The 19,164-nt window shown below is 38.2% G+C and carries 13 protein-coding genes; 2 read left to right on the top strand and 11 right to left on the bottom strand.

The features are described from left to right. Positions 1 to 74: 74 nt before the first annotated feature. A complete protein-coding gene (locus ACY2A0_RS18265) occupies positions 75 to 1,286 on the top strand; it encodes an exo-beta-N-acetylmuramidase NamZ family protein (protein ID WP_461790815.1) in 1,212 nt (403 codons plus the stop codon). 507 nt (positions 1,287 to 1,793) lie between these two features. Here the strand turns inward: ACY2A0_RS18265 and gcvP are convergent. The 4 genes from gcvP to ACY2A0_RS18245 all read right to left on the bottom strand — a co-directional run bounded on the left by gcvP (position 1,794) and on the right by ACY2A0_RS18245 (position 8,290). Continuing rightward, positions 1,794 to 4,673 carry an aminomethyl-transferring glycine dehydrogenase gene (gene gcvP, locus ACY2A0_RS18260; RefSeq protein WP_461790814.1) on the bottom strand — a complete coding sequence of 960 codons (2,880 nt, stop codon included), beginning with the start codon at positions 4,671 to 4,673 and terminating at the stop codon, positions 1,794 to 1,796. 1,231 nt (positions 4,674 to 5,904) lie between these two features. Continuing rightward, positions 5,905 to 6,462, bottom strand: a complete 558-nt coding sequence (locus ACY2A0_RS18255; protein ID WP_461790813.1) for a hypothetical protein — start codon at positions 6,460 to 6,462, stop codon at positions 5,905 to 5,907. A gap of 133 nt (positions 6,463 to 6,595) precedes the next feature. Beyond that, positions 6,596 to 7,507 carry an EamA family transporter gene (locus tag ACY2A0_RS18250; RefSeq protein WP_461790812.1) on the bottom strand — a complete coding sequence of 304 codons (912 nt, stop codon included), beginning with the start codon at positions 7,505 to 7,507 and terminating at the stop codon, positions 6,596 to 6,598. 60 nt (positions 7,508 to 7,567) lie between these two features. Continuing rightward, complete coding sequence (locus tag ACY2A0_RS18245; protein WP_461790811.1) at positions 7,568 to 8,290, bottom strand: pyridoxine 5'-phosphate synthase; 723 nt, start codon at positions 8,288 to 8,290, stop codon at positions 7,568 to 7,570. Between the two features lie 108 nt (positions 8,291 to 8,398). On the opposite strand from ACY2A0_RS18245, the gene ACY2A0_RS18240 reads away from it, so the two are divergent. After that, a complete protein-coding gene (locus ACY2A0_RS18240; protein ID WP_461791726.1) occupies positions 8,399 to 9,061 on the top strand; it encodes a carboxypeptidase-like regulatory domain-containing protein in 663 nt (220 codons plus the stop codon). A 5-nt stretch (positions 9,062 to 9,066) separates the two neighbouring features. Here ACY2A0_RS18240 and ACY2A0_RS18235 read toward each other — a convergent pair whose 3' ends face one another. The 7 genes from ACY2A0_RS18235 to ACY2A0_RS18205 all read right to left on the bottom strand — a co-directional run bounded on the left by ACY2A0_RS18235 (position 9,067) and on the right by ACY2A0_RS18205 (position 19,001). After that, entirely contained in the window at positions 9,067 to 9,420 is a 354-nt protein-coding gene (locus ACY2A0_RS18235; RefSeq protein ID WP_461790808.1) for a DUF6370 family protein, read from the bottom strand. A gap of 99 nt (positions 9,421 to 9,519) precedes the next feature. After that, complete coding sequence (locus tag ACY2A0_RS18230; protein WP_461790807.1) at positions 9,520 to 12,645, bottom strand: efflux RND transporter permease subunit; 3,126 nt, start codon at positions 12,643 to 12,645, stop codon at positions 9,520 to 9,522. A gap of 77 nt (positions 12,646 to 12,722) precedes the next feature. Next, complete coding sequence (locus tag ACY2A0_RS18225) at positions 12,723 to 13,817, bottom strand: efflux RND transporter periplasmic adaptor subunit (protein ID WP_461790806.1); 1,095 nt, start codon at positions 13,815 to 13,817, stop codon at positions 12,723 to 12,725. 1 nt (position 13,818) lies between these two features. Further along, complete coding sequence (locus ACY2A0_RS18220) at positions 13,819 to 15,081, bottom strand: TolC family protein (protein ID WP_461790805.1); 1,263 nt, start codon at positions 15,079 to 15,081, stop codon at positions 13,819 to 13,821. Between the two features lie 120 nt (positions 15,082 to 15,201). Beyond that, positions 15,202 to 16,572 (bottom strand): sensor histidine kinase, encoded by a 1,371-nt coding sequence (locus tag ACY2A0_RS18215; protein WP_461790804.1) that lies wholly within the window; start codon positions 16,570 to 16,572, stop codon positions 15,202 to 15,204. Positions 16,573 to 16,675: 103 nt separating this feature from the next. Continuing rightward, positions 16,676 to 18,196 carry a hypothetical protein gene (locus ACY2A0_RS18210; protein ID WP_461790803.1) on the bottom strand — a complete coding sequence of 507 codons (1,521 nt, stop codon included), beginning with the start codon at positions 18,194 to 18,196 and terminating at the stop codon, positions 16,676 to 16,678. A 127-nt stretch (positions 18,197 to 18,323) separates the two neighbouring features. Then, positions 18,324 to 19,001, bottom strand: coding sequence for a response regulator transcription factor (locus ACY2A0_RS18205; RefSeq protein ID WP_461790802.1), 678 nt, complete (start codon positions 18,999 to 19,001; stop codon positions 18,324 to 18,326). Positions 19,002 to 19,164: the final 163 nt, after the last annotated feature.

The raw sequence follows: 19,164 nt of genomic DNA, 5'->3' as shown, positions 1-19,164 counted from the left end.
TAGATAACAGTTTTGCGACGTTCCGCTTTGCGTAAAATTTATTTAGCTATCTTTAGCTATCAAAACCAATAACGATGAAAATTTTCTCTTTGCTAGCTGTTGTCTTGCTTTTATGCTCGTGCTCTCTAAAAATTAATGCCAATACCAATAGTGCGGCTTCAAAAATAAAAACCGGTGCCGACCAAACAGAACTTTACTTGCCTTTGCTTAAAGGAAAACGGGTAGCTATCATGGCTAATCAAACAACCATTATCGGTAAAACGCACTTGGTGGATAGTTTGCAGAAGCTCGGGATAAACATTGTAAAAGTATTTGGCCCGGAACATGGCTTTAGAGGTAATGCAAGTGCAGGTGCCAGGGTTTCAGACGAGATTGATCAGCGTACTGGAATTCCTATCATTTCTTTATACGGGAAAAAAAATAAACCTAGCAACGAAGATTTGAAAGATGTAGATATTCTAGTGTACGATTTACAGGATGTAGGAGTTCGTTTTTATACCAATATCAATGCCTTGTCTCGTTTAATGGAAGCTTGCGAAGCCAATAATAAAACATTATTGATTTTAGATAGACCTAATCCAAACGGCTATTTAGTTGATGGGCCAATATTAGATATGAAGTATAAATCAGGCATTGGCATGTTCCCAATTCCAATGTCGCATGGATTAACGGTTGCAGAGTTTGCTCAAATGGCAAATGGCGAGGGTTGGCTGACTAACAAGGTTAAGGCAGATTTAAAGATCATTAAAGTTGCGAATTACAACCACGACATGCCTTACACCTTGCCCGTGCCGCCGTCACCAAATTTGAATACGCAACAGGCGATTTTGCTTTACCCTAGTGTTTGTATGTTCGAAGGTGTTTATGTGAACCATGGTAGGGGAACATATAATCCTTTTACTGTGTTGGGCAGTCCTGCTTACAAGGGGATTTATAGTTTTAGTTTCACTCCTAAAAGCATCAAGGGCATGGCTGAAAGTCCAATTTTTATGGATGAAGTGTGTTATGGTATTGATTTACGCAATTACGATACAGAGAAATTAAGAAAAAGCAAGAAAATCAACTTTGAGTGGATAAAAGAACTTTACAAGGCACATCCTAAAAAAGAACAATTCTTTGAGTCGAAGTTTAGTAACCAAATGAACAATATCGAAATACAAATCGGTAGAGGCGATTTCAGACAGCAAATCATTGATGATGTTCCTATTGAAACCATAAGGGCAGGATGGGAGCCGGGTTTAAAGGCTTACAAAGAAATGAGGAAGAAGTATTTGCTTTATCCTTAGTTAATTTCAGACTTTTTTTGAACAATTTTTAGACTTACGAAGTTTTAAAGACTTCGTAAGTCTTTTTTATGCAATACTTAGGTGTTTGTTTTTTGCAAAGGTTTAAGTTAAATAAACCAGATGGAAGCGGATATCCTTTTTGTTCTCCCACTGCTGTCATCTTGAGCTTGTCGAAAGATGGTTGATCATAGCGCTTCGAAAGGTTTGGCATTGCAAAAGTGAAGGGCAATAGCCAACAAAAAGATAGTAGCGAACAGCGGGGCTAACGTTAAAATGAATGCGGTATTTGCTTTTCTAAAAGAATTAAGGTGCTGTAATAGATCCTTCGACAAGCTCAGGATGACACACCGTAGGAGGAATTACAAATCTGAACACAAAAAAATAGCCCGAACTTTCGCTCGAGCTATTGTTATACGATTTTATGAGGTTCTTCCACAAGGATAACAAATCGTCGATTAGACAGTGGTTAAGCAACATCGTAAATCTAAAATCTACGATCGTAAATTCTTAAGCCATTGCTTCTTCTTCGATATAGCTTTCCAATGGAGGGCAAGCGCAAATCAAAGATCTATCGCCATGACTATCGTTCACTCTACCTACCGAAGGCCAGAATTTGTAAGCAGCTACGTAAGGCAGCGGGAATGCAGCCGTTTGACGGCTATAACCATGATCCCAATCGTTTCCTGTTACTACAGCAGCAGTGTGTGGCGCATTTTTCAATGGGTTATCCACCTTATCTAAACTTCCAGCTTCCACTTCACTAATTTCGCCTCTAATGGCAATTAAAGCGTCGCAGAAACGATCCAACTCGTGTTTAGGTTCACTTTCTGTAGGCTCAACCATTAAAGTTCCAGCAACTGGGAACGAAACCGTAGGAGCGTGGAAACCATAGTCCATTAAACGCTTAGCAATATCAACCACTTCGATACCAAAGTTTTTGAAACCGCGGCAGTCTAAAATCATCTCGTGTGCGCAACGACCATTTGCACCAGCATATAACACTGGATAATGTTGCTCCAAACGAGCTTTCATGTAGTTGGCGTTTAAGATGGCATATTTAGTTGCGTTGGTTAAGCCTTCGCCGCCCATCATGGCAATGTATGCATGTGAAATTAACAAAATACTTGCCGAACCCCAAGGAGCTGAAGATACCGCTGGAATAGATTTTCCTTTATCGATATTTACTACAGCGTGACCAGGTAAGTAAGGTACCAAGTGTGCTGCCACACCAATTGGACCCATACCAGGACCACCGCCACCATGAGGGATACAGAAAGTTTTGTGTAAGTTCAAGTGACAAACATCGGCACCAATATTAGCCGGACTAGTTAAGCCTACTTGTGCGTTCATGTTGGCACCGTCCATGTATACTTGTCCGCCGTGCTCGTGAATTACTTTACAGATTTCGATGATACTTTCTTCGAACACACCGTGGGTAGAAGGGTAGGTAACCATTAAGCAAGAAAGGTTAGCTGAATGCTCCGCTGCTTTTGCTTTCAAATCTTCTACATCAATTTCGCCTTTTTCAGTAGATTTTACTACAACAATCTTCATTCCGGCCATAGCTGCCGAAGCAGGGTTTGTACCGTGAGCCGAAGCTGGAATTAATGCGATGTTACGGTGGTGATCACCACGATCCTGATGATAAGCTCTGATAACCATTAAGCCAGCGTACTCACCTTGAGCTCCTGCGTTAGGCTGTAGGCTCATTGCGGCAAAGCCAGTGATTTCGCTTAACCATTTATCTAGCTCATCGAAAATAGTGTAGTAACCTAAAACTTGGTCGCTTGGTGCAAAAGGGTGAATTTTACCAAACTCTGGCCAAGTTACTGGAATCATCTCAGTAGTAGCGTTAAGTTTCATGGTGCATGAACCTAAAGCTATCATCGAGTGACAAAGAGATAAATCTTTAGTTTCTAATGACTTGATATAGCGCAACATTTCATGTTCTGAATGGTGCGAATTGAATACAGGATGTGTTAAATATTCAGAAGTACGTTGTAAATCAGTTGGGATAGTGGTGCTTACTTCATCAATAACTACTACGCTATCAGTAGCGATAGCTTTCACTTTGGAGAAAATGCGAACTAGCAAACTTACATCAGCGAAGTTGGTAGTTTCATCTAAAGAGATGGTAGCTTTTTCACCTTTGTAATTCAAGTTGATGTTGTTGTCCAAGCAATCTTTATGGATAGCGCCCTTTAAGTCGCCAAGCTCCACTTCAATGGTATCAAAATAAGCTTGATTACTTACTTTATAGCCAATAGCTTTTAAAGATTCTGCCAATGAAACTGTTAAACCGTGAACACGCTCAGCAATTAATTTTAAGCCTTTTGGTCCGTGGTAAGCTGCATAAAAACCAGCCATAATAGCTAACAAAGCCTGTGCTGTACAAATGTTTGAAGTAGCTTTATCCCTACGGATATGCTGCTCACGAGTTTGCAATGCCATACGCAAAGCATAGTTATTATTGCTATCAATGGTAACTCCAATAATACGACCTGGGATAGAACGTTTGTACTCGTCTTTAGTAGCAAAAAATGCCGCATGAGGCCCGCCAAATCCCATTGGAATTCCAAAACGTTGCGTTGTACCAACTACCACATCAGCGCCCCATTCGCCCGGAGGCGTTAATAGTGTTAGGCTAAGCAAATCTGCAATTACAGTTAGCTTTACATTTTGAGCGTGTAAGGCGTTTGCAAAGTTGCTATAGTTGTAAACTTCACCGTTAGCAGCTGGATATTGTACAATAGCACCGAAAAATTCAGCAGTAGGCTCAAAAGTTTCGTGGTTACCGATTACTAATTCAATGCCGAAAGGATTAGCTCTAGTTTTTAAGATATCGATAGTTTGAGCGAAGATTGCTTCAGAAACAAAGTATTTATTCCCTTGTTCTTTTTTGCGCAAACTGTATTGCATAAACATGGCTTCTGCAGCAGCAGTACCCTCATCCAATAAAGAAGCATTAGCAATTTCCATTCCTGTGAGGTCAATAACCATGGTTTGGAAATTCAATAGTGCCTGTAAACGGCCTTGTGCAATTTCAGCTTGGTAAGGCGTGTATTGCGTGTACCATCCCGGGTTTTCAAAAACGTTACGCAAAATAACGCCAGGAGTAATGGTATCATAATATCCTTGGCCGATAAATGATTTGAAAACTTTGTTTAAAGATGCTGTTTGTTTAAGATTGTTTAAGTAATCTACTTCAGATTTCGCTTCCGGCAGGTTTAAGCCTTGTTTTAATCTGATACTTGCAGGAATAGTTTGCTCAATTAATTCGTCTATTGAATTTACTCCTACAGTTTGTAACATTGCCTCAGTATCGGCCTCATTTGGCGCAATATGGCGGTCTTTGAAGTTCTCTTGGTAATGGATGTTTAAGCTCATGGAATGCTAGCATTTTTAATGCCGCAAAGGTAAGTATTTAAAAGGAGATATTTTCGTAACAAATCCTTAATAAAAAGTCATATTAGTGCTGATAAATTCTATGGTTTTTGTAGAAAATAGCTTGGTTTTTGAAAAGCAGGTTTTGGTTTTTGATAGGTACACGCAGTCCTGCTATCCACTTCTCCCGATAAAACCTATGCAAAAGGAAAGCATATCATTACAAACGTCATTAGAAGGTTAAAATCGGGATCCGTTGCTATCAGGTTTAGCTTACAAGTTCTAGTGCTAAAATGTTACAAGAGCTAATACATTATTTAGCGGGAAAAAGCTTAGCTGTTCGATATTTATACTGTTCGATATTTATAACGTCGAACTACTTATCACGGAATTTTTAATTCCAATTGCTAGAGATTGACTATACCAACTGTTCGGATTACAAATCCGACGATACTGCTTCGGAGTTGCAAGCGCTGAAGAGCAGAAAACTGTTCGCTGATCTTTGCGCAATCTCCGTGTACTTTGCGGTAAAATTTCAACTAAGATTAACCGCAAAGTTTTGAAAGCCTCGCAAAGTACGCAGAGAATAAAATAAAGTCTGCACTTTAACAAAGCTGTTCGATATTTGTAACGTCGAACTACTTATTACCAAATTTTTAATTCCATTTGGTAGAGGTTGACTATACCAACTGTTCGTATTACAAATCCGATGATACTGCGATGTAATAATGCTGTTCGCTGATCTTTGCGTAATCTCAGTGTACTTTGCGGTAAAATTTCAACTAAGATTAACCGCAAAGTTTTGAAAGCCTCGCAAAGTACGCAGAGAATAAAATAAAGTCTGCACTTTAACAAAGCTGTTCGGTATGTCGAACTACTTATCACGGAATTTTTAATTCCAATTGATAGAGATTGACTATACCAACTGTTCGTATTACAAATCCGATGATACTGCTTCGGAATTGCAAACTCCAAAGAGCGGAAAGAGCGTAAGAGCAGATTTGGTTTTTCACCGTACATCTAATGCCCGCTATACACTGCAATCTTTTTGCTTTTGGTTCCTGTCATTCCGACGTTAGGAGGAATCTATTATTTAATGTATAAATTTCAAATCCTTCACTATCATTAAGGATAACAGCATAAGAAAACAAAAGTATTTCTGCTGCCATTATAGCAATCGCATAAAAATGTTAGGTAAAATTGCAATTCTTCGATGGAAGCTTTAATCCCTCATCTATTTCCTCACTTTCCAACCTTCTTCTTTATCATATTTTAAACGGTAAGTTTTCGTTAAAAACTCACTATTTTCCTCCGGATTTTTTTGAAACGCAGCGAAAGGCGTATTAGTTTTCTTTAATGATACCGTTACTTTAGCGGTGGCATCGTTTACTTTGGAAAAATCTACGGGTTTTTCTTCGGTAAGTTCATAAATTACTGCTTTAACGGTGGCTTTTTCGTTGCTTTGCTGCAACACATACTCACTTGCTTTTTGGGTAAGCTTAGCACTATAAACGTAGCTGCTATCTTTAGAAAGAAACTTCTTTTTTGCACTCAACAGGGTAAGCGTAATATAGCCTTCCTTAGCTAATTGGCGATAATTTGCCAGTTCGGCATATTCTCTTTCACTATTAAACTTCAATTCGCCAAATTCAAACTTAGTGGTTTTGTATTCTGGGTTACCATTTAAGTAGGTAGTAATTACCCTACCTGCCTCATCTGTGTTAATGGTAGAGGTATTTTTACAAGCAAAAATGGTAGAAGTGACTAGTGCAATTAATATTGTTTTTTTCATAAAATAATCAATTATGGTATCAAATTTTTCCTCTCTGCCCTTTGGGCATCTCTCCAGAAGGAGAGCATAGCGTTTTGTTTAAGCTACTTGCTTCTTTCTCCCTTATAGAAATATGGCGTAGCCGGAGAGGGCTTTAAGTTTTACTAAAGCTATTCGCTTTCTTCAGATTTTCCAAATTTGGGATAATCATTGCCACCAAAATGATGATAACACCAATCCAACGCAAAAAGTTTACTTGTTCGTGCAAAACAATGGCAGACATGCTAACTGCTACCGGAAGTTCTGCTGAGCTGAGTATCGAACTTAATGTTAAACCGATTTTCGGAATACCAGAAGCAAAACACAATGGAGGGATGACGGTGCCAAATACAGCTAAAATTAAGCCCCACTTTAGTAAACTGCCAGCTAATGCTCCGTTAAATAAAAAATAAGGAGGCAGGACAATGAAGATCAACAAACATGCGCCAGTTATCATCAATGCACTTTTTTGTAGTGGCGGATATTCGTTTCCTAAATTACCGTTGAGCATTAAAAATATCGCATAACAAAGCGCTGCAATAAAGCCATAACCAATGCCTGCCAAACTTAACGTTGTACCTGTTTGCTCAAAATAGCCACTGGCCGCAACTGTGCCAACTAAAATAAATGCTATCGCTAAAACTTGTGAACGACTCGGCCTTTTCTTAAAGAATATAAATTCCAGCAAAACGCTAATCCATACAAACTGCATTAATAGAATAATGGCAACTGAAGCCGGAATCAACTTTACGCATTGATAGTAGCTCAAACTAACCAATCCAGTGAAAAAGCCAGCCACAACCAATTTAATCCAGTGCGTTTTAATTACCGGTTTAGGCTGGTCTACAGGTTGCACTTTCCTTTGAATTAGATAGATTGACCACAATAAAACAGCGCCAAACAAAGCTTGTGTTCCTGTTACATCGCCCAAGCTATAGCCTTCAGCATAGGCCAATTTAACAAAGGTGGATAAAATACCGAAGCTACAAGCTCCGAGTAAAACGAGAAGAATACCCTTTAAAGTCAAAAATGAAAAGTTTAATGTGAAAAATACGAGGCGTTTAAAACGTAGAACTTAACGTACTACTTATAACTTATTAAGTTGTGCCAAATAACGTTTAATCGTTTCCTCCAGCCCTAAATAAAGCGCATCACTTATAAGCGCATGACCAATAGAAACCTCCAATAAGCCAGGAATGGTTTGCGCAAAATATTTCAAGTTGTGTAAGTCCAGGTCGTGACCAGCATTAATGCCTATGCCAAGCTCGTTAGCTTTGTGTGCCGCGGCCAAATATGGCGCAATCGCTTTTTCTCTGTTGTTAGTGTATTGCTGCGCATAGGCTTCTGTATAAAGTTCTATTCTGTCTGTTCCAGTAGATAGGGCAGCCGCAACCATTTCAACTATTGGATCTACGAAAATAGAAACCCTAATGCCAGCATTCTTAAATACGGCTACCATTTCCTTTAGGTAATCCTGATGTTTGATGGTGTCCCAGCCATGGTTTGATGTGATTTGACCTTCGGCATCAGGTACCAAGGTTACTTGCGCTGGTTGATTTGCCAGCACCAAATCAACAAATTTTTGCTCTTTGCAATTACCTTCTATGTTAAATTCTGTAGCAATTACAGCTTTTAAATCAAAAGTATCTTGATAGCGAATATGACGTTCATCTGGTCGTGGGTGAACAGTGATGCCTTGCGCACCAAATCGTTCGCAATCCAATGCAACTTTTACTAGATCAGGGTTGTTGCCGCCTCTGCTGTTACGCAACGTAGCAATTTTGTTGATATTTACCGATAACTTTGTCATAGTGCAAAGATACGTTTTAGCCACAGATGCAAAGATAAAAACCATAAGAATATGTTTTATCAGCGTTATATTTTTAACTTTAAAATTGTTAACGTAAATCCTTTGACCATGAAACGCATTCTGTTTTTGCTTTTTTTCATTATAACCGCTGCTGTTATCGGTTGTAAAAAAGTCAAGCCGGGTGTAGAAACTTCAATTCGTGGCTATGTAATTGATAGCGTGAAAAATAAACGCTTGGCTAACGCCACTGTTCTTGTATTAGGCTGTAGTATAAATCCTTATAATGGAAGTCGTCAATGCTATAATGAAGTACATAGAACAAAGACGGATGCGAATGGAAGTTTCAAAACAGCTTTTGTTTCGGATGGAAAATATGTTGGCTATAGTGTAGCAATAGAAGATGATGAGAATTATGTAAATCGTAGTGGTGAGGCTTACACCTATAAACTTAATCCAGGAGTAGAGAACAATCTGATAGTTAATGTTATCGAAATGAACTTGATGAAGTTTAATCTTAAAGTATTAAAAACCGATGCCGAAAGACTTGCTGTTTATGTGAATTATAAAAATATAGATCTGCCAGCAAAACCTTTAGATACTACTTTGGAGGTTAAAATTTTACCGGACGCTGTAAATAACGTGTTTTTTATAGCATATTATCCAAATGATGTAAGGAAAGGGTTTAGAGAATATCCTAGATTTGGCAAAGAAAGTGTAGTTTTCTATGAGAAAATAATTGAAGATACTAAGGAACTACCTTTGTATAAATAGCTTAGCTATTTATGTGTTGGTTTTTTAACTTTCTTGCTTTCAATTAATTGCATTGATGTAGCTTTAAACCTTCCGTCAACGATTTCTCCGCTTACCACCGCTTTTCTAACCGCATTACAAAAACCATCTTCTGCATGGGCATCGCCGAAGTCATCAATTTTACGTCCATCTACAAAATATCCCACGCCGTCAATTTTAACTGCTAAGTTGCAGCCTTTTCCCTCCATTTTGAACATACATTCGCCACAGGAAATTTCTGCATTCTTTTTTTCTACTTTGGTGATTTTTACTGGTGTTTTTTGTGCGTTGGCAGCAAATGTAAACGCTACAAATAATGTGAGCAAGGTTAATTTTTTCATGTTATTGTTGTTTGCACAAATATGTGAAATGTAGTTGATTATAGAAATGATTGAAATCAAAACTTTTTACTTTCTAAGTCATTTTTAAAAAAAAGTCGTTTAAACTGGCTGATTTAGTTGTTTAACTTTTTTGCCGTAACTCCAATAAAATACAATGGGATAAACAAATAAATTGAATAGTGTGTTCGTAATTAAACCACCAATTACTACTACTGCTAAAGGTTTTGATGCTTCAGATCCAATTCCAGTGGAAACCGCAGCGGGCAATAAGCCAATTGCAGCCATTAATGCCGTCATGATCACAGGCCGCATACGGCTAGCCATCCCGTCTTTCACTGCGTCAGCAAAGGTCCAAGTTTGATGATGTTTTAATTCAACTATATTGCTTTTGAACTTTGTGATTAAAATAACGCCGTTTTGTACACATATCCCAAATAGAGCAATAAAACCAATTCCCGCTGAAATATTGAAGTTGATTCCCGTGATTAACAATGCAAATATGCCACCAATCATAGCGAATGGCACGTTGTTGAGCACAAGAAGGGCATCTTTAGCATTGCCGAATAAAATGAACAGGATAAAGAAAATCAATAATAAACTAATAGGAACTGCTTGAGAAAGCTGTTTGCTTGCTCGCTGCTGATTTTCGAAGTCTCCTGCCCATTCTAAACGGTATGGCTTTGGTAATTTAATGGCAGCGTTAACTTTTTGTTGGGCCTCGCTAATCACGCTTCCCATGTCCCGCCCACGGATAGAGAATTTAATTGCGCCATAACGGTGGTGCTTATCTCTGTAAATCATACTAGGACCGGTAATTTTCTTTATTCTCGCAATCTCATTCAATGGTACTTTCGCACCTGAAATGGTTGGTACACGTAAATTTCCGATGGCCGTTTCATCATTCCTGAAGTCTTCAGGATAACGGATAATCAAATCAAATTTCTTCTCTCCTTCATAAATTTGCGTTGCTGCTTTGCCTCCAATGGCCATTTCAACTACGGCATTGGCATCAGCTGTGCTTACTCCAAAAAGCCCCATTTTACGCTGACTTAAATCAATTTGCAGTTCAGGCTGGCCAAGATTTCTTAAAATTCCCAGATCTTCTATGCCGTCAACCGTTTTTAAAATATCGTAGATCTTCTCTTCTTGCTGTTCAACAAACTCAAAATCATCTCCAAACAATTTAACTACGATGGAGCCTTTTACGCCCGAAACAGCCTCTTCCACATTATCAGAAATGGGTTGCGAAAAATTCAAACTAATTCCTGGGAATGCTTTTAACTTCTCTTGCATCCGTTCAATCAGCTGTTCTTTGGTTTGCTTTCGTTTCCATTGTTTGCGAGGGTAGATGTCAACATGAAATTCCATGTTATAAAAGCCAGTGGCATCAGTACCGTCATTTGGTCGGCCCGTTTGCGACAGCACTTGTTTCACTTCATCAAAACTTAAGAAGATTTTGCGCATTTCGTTAGAGAGCTTTTTCGTTTCATCTAACGAGATACTTAAAGGACCTGTAGCTCTCACATAAATCGACCCTTCATCTAGATTAGGCAAAAATTCGCTTCCTAGAAATTTAAAACTTGCTACACCACTAACTAAAATTACTATTGAAGTAATAAAAGCTATTTTTTTGTATTTGAAGCATTTATCGTAGGCTTTTAAAACATATTTAGTGAGGAATTCTAGAAAGAAATTATGTTTTTCTCTAACGTTCTTTTTCAGTAATAGACTTGCCATAGCGGGAACTAACGTGAAGGTTAAAAGCAAAGCTCCTAATAGGGCAAAACTCAATGTCCAAGCCAAAGGAGAAAACATTTTACCCTCTACTTTTTCGAAAGTAAAAATGGGCATCAATCCGGTAATGATAATTAGTTTGGCAAAGAAAATACCTTTCCCGTTTTCTAAACATGCCTTTTTAATTAGTCCTAATTTACTAATGCGATTGAACTTTTGCATTCCTACCGCTTTTGCTTTTTGATCTAGCACTACAAAAATACCCTCGACCATCACTACTGCACCGTCAATAATGATCCCGAAATCAATGGCTCCCATAGACAGCAGGTTGGCCGACATTCCTTTTAGTTTAAGGCAGATAAATGCAAATAGTAGTGCTAAGGGAATAACTAACGATACGATTAATGTAGTTCGCCAATCGGCCATGAAAAGAAAAACGATAACAGTAACAAACAAAATGCCCTCGAACATATTACCCATCACAGTATGCGTCGCAAAATTCACCAAGTCTTCTCTATCGTAAAACGATTTTATTTTAACATCATCCGGTAAAATATGATCATTTATCTCATTGATTTTCACCTTCAATCGTTTAATTACCTCACTTGGATTTTCGCCTTTTCGCATTACCACAATACCTTGCACTACGTCTGGATCTAAGTCTCTACCAACTTGACCTAAACGTGGCAGCGCCGATTCTGTAACTTCCGCAATGGTTTTTACATAGATAGGCGTGCCGTTGTGGTTGTCGACTACCACATTTTTGATCTCTTCGATGTTGTTAAGTACACCAATACCGCGTACTACATAGGCCTGACCAGCTTGTACAATTACATCGCCACCTACGTTAATGTTACTTTTAGAAACCGCTTCAAATAGTTCTGTGGCGCTGATATTATACTGTATGGCTTTTTGCGGATCTACCGTAATCTGATAGGTTTTCACTTCTCCGCCAAAGCTCACTACATCGGCTACGCCCGCCACTGAAAGTAACTCCCTTTCAATGGTCCAATCCTGAATAGTTTTGAGTTCCCTAACCGATTTTTTATCACTTGTGAGTGTATACCTGAAAATTTCCCCCGTGGGTCCATAAGGAGGTTGTACTTCTGGTTGTATGCCATCGGGCAAATCAGCCTCAGCGATATGGTTATTAATTTGAACCCTCGCAAAAGCATAATCTATTTCGTCTTCAAAAGTCACTTTTACAATAGATAGGCCAAATAGAGAAGAAGAACGAATGCTAGTCCGCTTTTCAGTTGGATTCATAGCGATTTCCAAGGGGCGGGTTACAAATTTCTCTACTTCTTCTGCACTCCGTCCGGGCCACTGCGTAATAATGGTGACGCTAGTATTGGTCACATCGGGGAAAGCCTCAATCGTAGTTTTTTTGAAACTTAAATAGCCTGCCAGCACCAAAATAAAGGTGGTAAAAAAGATAAAGTACTTATGTTTTAAAGAAAAACCGATGATGGTTTTGATGAATTTATTCATTTTAAGGTTATTTGTGTGTTCGGCCTCGTTCCGAAATAAGTTCCGGATGTATAAATTGTGGGGTAGCGCTTTTGAGCTTACTTCAAGCTCTCAAATAGAAATACTTGCTTAGAAGCTACAACTTTATCTCCTGGATTTAAACCATTACTCACATAAACTCGGTTGCTTGTTTTTCTGCCAATAGCTATGGGTTGCACTCGAATTTTCTTTTCAGCATCAAGTACCAAAACATAGTTCTTATTTTCATCAAAAATCACCGATGAAGCCCTTACAGAGGGCAATTCGATATCTGATTTTGCCATCACCTTTACGGTAGCCATCATGCCGGGTTTTAAGCTTAAATCGCTATTGCTAATGTTTACTCTAGCGCTAATCACTCTGCTTTCATTATCAATAGTTTGATAAATTCGCTGGATCTTTCCGGGGTAGATTTTCTCTGGGTAAGAAATTACGGAAACCTCAACTTGATCGCCTTCCTTAAGCATGGCCAATTCGCTTTCATAAACGTTGATAATTGCCCATACTTGGGATAAATCCGCCACTTTAAATGCCGCTGTTTCATTATCAGGACGCAACTGCATGTAACTGCTAATGTTTTTTTCGATGATAAAACCTGAAATAGGTGTGGTCATTCTGTAACTGCCCTTTGCATTTCCACCGTTAATTTTTAGTGCTGTTTTCGCTCGTTGGAGTTCTGCCTTTTTGATGGTAAGCTCATTTTTCACCTCTTCCAATTCCTTTGCAGATGTTAAACCGCTTTTGTACAGTTCCTCCGCTTGTGCGAAAGAACGTTCTGCATTTTTCAATTCTGCTTCTGCACTCACCAACTCTTTATCAAAACCAGCCATTTCGATGCTGCTTATGCTGGCTAGAACTTGGCCTTTGCTTACTTTATCGCCAATTTTTACGTTCACAGCGCCAACAGTTCCGCTTACCATTGGATAAATTTCTGTTTGAAGATCTTCGTTGGCGGCAATTTTAGCAGAGAAGTTGAGCTCGCTTAAATTATTAGCAGATTGCACCGTATCTATTAGCAAATTATTGATAAGCGAATCTGTTACTTCAAATTTGTCGTTTTTTACTTCGCTAACGTTTGAAGTGCATCCTTGCACAATTGCAGCAAATAATAGTAATGAAAAGCTAATTTTTTGGAGATATATGGACTGAGACATGTTATTTGTAAATGTTGGTTCCGGTAACAAAATTGATTTCTTCAAAAGCGCTGATGCGCTCGTATTGCAATTGATTATGCTGTAAAGTGGTCTCTTTAAATGACTCGTAGAAGTCCAAGAATTCTAGCAAACCGATATTTCTTTTTTTAAAGTTGTTCGTAACTTCTTGAATCAATTGTTGGTAGTCTTTATGGAAGTTTTTATCCATGTTTGCCGTTAGTGTTTCTATTCGTTCGGCATTTTGGTAAGCTTGGAAAACCTCATTTTTTAAAGTATTCTCTAGCTGATTAAATGCCACTTCCTGCATTTCAACCGCCACTTTAGCTCGTTTAATTTCGCCTTGGTTTCTATTGAACAACGGAATAGGAATGCTAATGCCCAAACCTGTATATTTTTCCGGGTAGTTCCCTTTCAAGTCGTAGGCTAATGACAATTGCACATCGGGTATGGCATTTGCTTTTTGAAGCTTTAATTGCTGTTGCGCATAAGTAATTGCGGCTTGGGCTGATTTTAAATCGATACGATTGGCTTTAGCTGTTTCCAGTAAAGTGTTGTAAGCCTGTCTGTTAACCGAGTGATTTTCGGTTGGCATTTCGCTAATGGTCTGTATCTCCGTTGCTGCGTCAATTTGAGTCAACAATTTCAAATCATTCGTTAAACCAGCTATTTCATTTTTGATCTGAATTTGCTCTGCAAGTAGATTGTAAAGCAAAGATTTGATCCGAAGTACGTCTTTAGCTGCCACATTGCCCAATAAGAGCTGTTTACTTGAAGCATCAATAAGTTGTTGCAATGCATCTATCTGTACTTTATAAATATTGGCCGATTGCTGCAGACTGTGCAGTTTAAAAAAGCTAGTCCGAAGCTGATAGCGTAAAGTGCGTATCAAATCAAAATACTCGTACTCTTGTAATTTCACCGCGGTGTTGGCTAGCGCAATGCTTTTATTTCGTTTACCTGCCAACTTAAAAAGTTGAGAAATTTGTGTGTTGAACTGACCAGTTGCGTAAGAAGTTTCTAAAAATCGTTTGGTTTCGTGGTTGTAGAAGAGGTTCTCATGACTAAGCTCCGGATTATCAAATAATTTTGCTGTAATCACATCAGCTTTCGCCTGTTCAATCTCATATTTTGCCAGCAACAACTGGTAATTGTTTTTCAAAAATAGCTTTTCGGCATCTTCAAGGCTTAACTTGAGCGTATCTTGAGCCATTAAATTTTGGCATAAAGCAAAACAGCCAGCGATGAATATTAACTTAATTTTCATTGCAGGCAAAGCTATTTTAGCGGAATTAAAGCGGAATTAAATCGAAATTAAAAAGCGATTAAAGATAGTTGGAAGTGTAAAGTTTAAAGTAAAAAGTGTAAAGTTTTAATCTCTAAAAAACTAAACAACTAAACAACCACGCTTCCAGGTTATCCAAAATGTAGTTCCGTTTTCGTCAGATTTGAAACTTAAATTGCCTTTGGATAAGGTGATGATTTGATGTGCCATATATAAACCAAGTCCTGTTCCTTTTGTATTTGTTTCACTAGATGCGGTGAAAAATGGGTGGTAAATTAACTCAGCATTTTGATCTGGAATGCCAGTACCGAAGTCTTGTACAGCGATAGAAATTTCCTTATCACTTGATTGCAACCTTACATGGACATCTTTTTGATCAGAGAATTTAAAGGCATTGGCAATAATGTTGTTCAATGCAATTTCTAACAACGATTTGTTGAAGTTAATTGTCAATTCTGCTGTGTTTTTTAAATCATTAACCTCTAAATGAAGACTCGGCGCTGCCGGATATTTTTTATCCCAGTTGGCTTTAATATCAAATAGTAGCGCTGTTAGGTTGATGGTTTCGGTATGCAAATTTCCCAACTCCAAATCGGCTTGTGCCAAATTAACCAAGCCATTGATCATTTGGTTCATTTTGTCGGTATCCTCAATGATAGAACGTAGCGCTTTTTGATAATCTTCCGCATTTCTTGGTTGACTGAGTGCAATTTCGGCCTCCATTAACAAACTCGTTATTGGTGTGCGCAACTCGTGTGAGACGTTAGCAACAAAAGTTTTTTGCAGCACAAATGCCTGCTCCAAATGATTTAGTAATTGATTGAAATTTTGCGCTAGCAAATTAATTTCATCCTTATTAGCACCTTCTTTAACCCTAAAACTTAAGTTGTTTGATTTTACCAACTTTACATCGGATATAAATTTGTTTAATGGTTTTAAGATTTTATCAGCAATCCATCTAGCGGAAAGTAGCAACCCCACAACAATGGCGATAAAAGTAAATAACATGCTGATGCGCAACTTGCCAATTCGGGCGTGAGTACTTTTGTCGATAGCTGATGCTAGTATCACGAAATTACCTTGATTGTCTTTGTAATAGATGCCTACGGTTTGTCGCAAGCCATCTTTTAGTTTGATTTTTTTATTCTTTCTTACGAGATTGATGACGTCATTGGTCCAAAATTGCTGCTGATCTTTAATGAAACGAGCCGTGTTCCGATCATCGTAGATTCTAACTACTTCATCGTGTAAGGTTTCAAGATATTCAGTTTTAACCGTTTTTAGCGAGTCGGTCGATATCTCATCAGCTTCTAGATAAAGTTTAGCATTGATGAAAGCTCTGTCATTTAAACGATCGTAAAAATCACTCTCTAAAAACTTCACGAAAATGAAGTACACTACCACTAAAACAGCTGCTAAAGTGCCAGTGCTAATCAACGTAAAATATAAAGCTAATCTATCTTTTAGTTTCATGGAATGCTAATGGCAAAGATAGCCATTATAAATTTACCGCTATTTCAACGTTGAAATAATCACGCTAGCAAGTGTAGCAGTGCCAGCGTGATTTTGGTAGCTATTACTGATAAGTGAATACTGTTTTTGTAACGTGAGTATCTGCAAAGGTGACTGGATTCCTGTATTTTGTAAAAAGTTCAGTAGGGAAGCCATCATCACCATAGGTGTAATTGAAAGCGTAAGCTTCCGCATTTGGTATAATGATGCTGTAGTTTGAGATATCGCTAAGTTTATTGTGTTTTGAAACGTTATTTAGCCAAAAGTTTGGAACTCCCAAATGCACAAATGGATTGATATTAAAATCGTAGGAGATTAAACTCAGTTTGGCATTACCATGAGTAGTTGTATTCGAATAGTTCTCTGCATTTCCTCCGTACATGTCCATAAAAACGTGCTGCTGATAATATTTGTAAGAAAATGAATAGGTAGCGCCAATTTGGTAGTTGCCAGTGATACCTCTTTTACCAGGAATAGCTGCATAGCTAACCGTTGCATTTATGGCACCTTCGTTATTTACTTCACGCATTTTATCAATTTTTCCATCCGGGAGATAAGAAAAATATTGTGTTCTGTCTCCGGAAGTACTGGTGAAATAAATCTCACTTACTCGGCCGTTTTGATATTCGAATTCCTCGGCCGCATCGAGCACTTTGTTGCCATTCAGATCTTTACTTAAATAATTAATCCTAAATAATTTTCCAGTGGCGAAATAGTCATATTCTTTTCTGGTATCAGCAATCCATTGACCGTTAACATATTGATATACCGATTCACTTTTCAACTTTTTGGGTTTTAAGTTGGCTCCGCCGATACTTAACGACATGTTTTTCATTTCATTCGCAGCGATTTCCACTTCATCACTTAAACCCCATTTAGAGACCATAATTTTATATTTCGATACTTTTTTAGATAAGGTTATGGTTTTACCACCAGCCGGAAGTACCTGCGTGCTGATGGCTTGCGTACCGTTTAAACCATAAGTGGTAATACGAAGCGAAGCGGGTATGCTGTCATAAACTATTTCGCCAATTCGAAACAGTGGCCTTATCTCAACTTTAAACAAATCGCTGTTCTGATCGGGAGGAGGAAGCTTGAAGCTATCTGCCGCGTAGCCAAAGTCTTCTGGTCTATCAGCATTTGAAACTTCTGCCACTTCAACAGCTAAAATTTTAACGGATTCGTTTGTTAAAGACAGTGGCATTTCCAGAGGTTGAGTTACCGCTTGCGACTTTATGGAACCTACCAGCGGACTAGCAAAAAGTGCATTCCCATTACTATCCTGAATAATAAGCTTCACTAAACGATAATCTCCTTTAGGCAACTCGAGTATATCGGTTAAAAAGCCATCATTGTAGTTCAAATCTACCTTTACATCATTAATTGCCAATTCGCCAGTTGATGATTTAACGCTAATAATTGCGGCGAGATTACTATTTGCAGGCGTTGATGTTGGTAAGTTAGCTACTTTGATTGCAAATTTAAGCTTGCTCTGTAGCGGTTGATCGATAGTCCTGTCTTTTTTGCAGGAGCTCATTATTAGCAATATTGCTAACATAAATGTTGTAGTAAAATTAGTTTTCATTTTATGTGTTTTGTCTTAAGACGAGGCGAACTAGTCTTACGTTTCAAGCACACAATCCGTTGTCGACCAACAACGTGAAAAATCGACAAACGTCAAAAAATCGGAAATGAATGAAAAGCGGTTTAAGCTATTTTAAGATGTAGCCCATACCAATTTTGGTGTGGATTAACTTTTTATCAAAGCCTTTTTCAATCTTATTTCGAAGGAAATTTACGTAAACATCAACAACGTTGGTGCCAGTGTCAAAGTTGATATCCCAAACTTGTTCTGCAATGTACTGCCTAGAAAGCAATTTGTTGGGATGGCGCATAAAGAGTTCCAGCAAATGAAATTCCTTAGCAGTTAATTTGATTTCCTCGCTGTCTCTAGTCACTTCTTTGCTTTGTAAATCAAGCACTAAATCCCCAAATACAAGCTTGCTTTCTACTGCGTTTTGGTTGAAGTTCCAACGCCTCAGCATGGCTTCAATACGGGCAGTCAGTTCCCGAAAATGAAAAGGTTTTACTAGATAATCATCTGCTCCAGCAGCTAAGCCATTTACTTTGTCGTCTATGGTTCCTAAAGCGGTAAGCATCAAAATCGGTGTTTTAATATTCTTCTCGCGAAGTTTAGTACAAATGTCTATCCCGGTAAGCGTTGGCATCATGACATCTAATATCAATAACTGAAAATCTAGTGTACAGAAAGCGTCGAGGGCAGCCTTGCCATCATGGAACATCTCCACTACATATCCCTGCTCTTGCAACCCGTTTTTTATAAGCGATGCTATTTTTTGATCATCTTCAGCTAAACCTATTCGATACATGGATTCAAAGTTAGAAAAAATATTTGGCGGAGGTTTTTAGTTTAATGGTTCATTGGTTCATTGGTTCATTTGTTCATTTGATAAACTGGAAATTGATTATTGGTTATAGGAAATTGATTATTGGCTATTGATTATTGGTTATTATCTATTCGTTATCGTCCGG

The organism is Pedobacter sp., assembly GCF_965249885.1.
Taxonomy (GTDB): Bacteria; Bacteroidota; Bacteroidia; order Sphingobacteriales; family Sphingobacteriaceae; genus Pedobacter.
The sequence above is the reverse complement of the archived record's forward strand: the minus strand, read 5'-3'. Positions and strand labels throughout refer to the sequence as shown.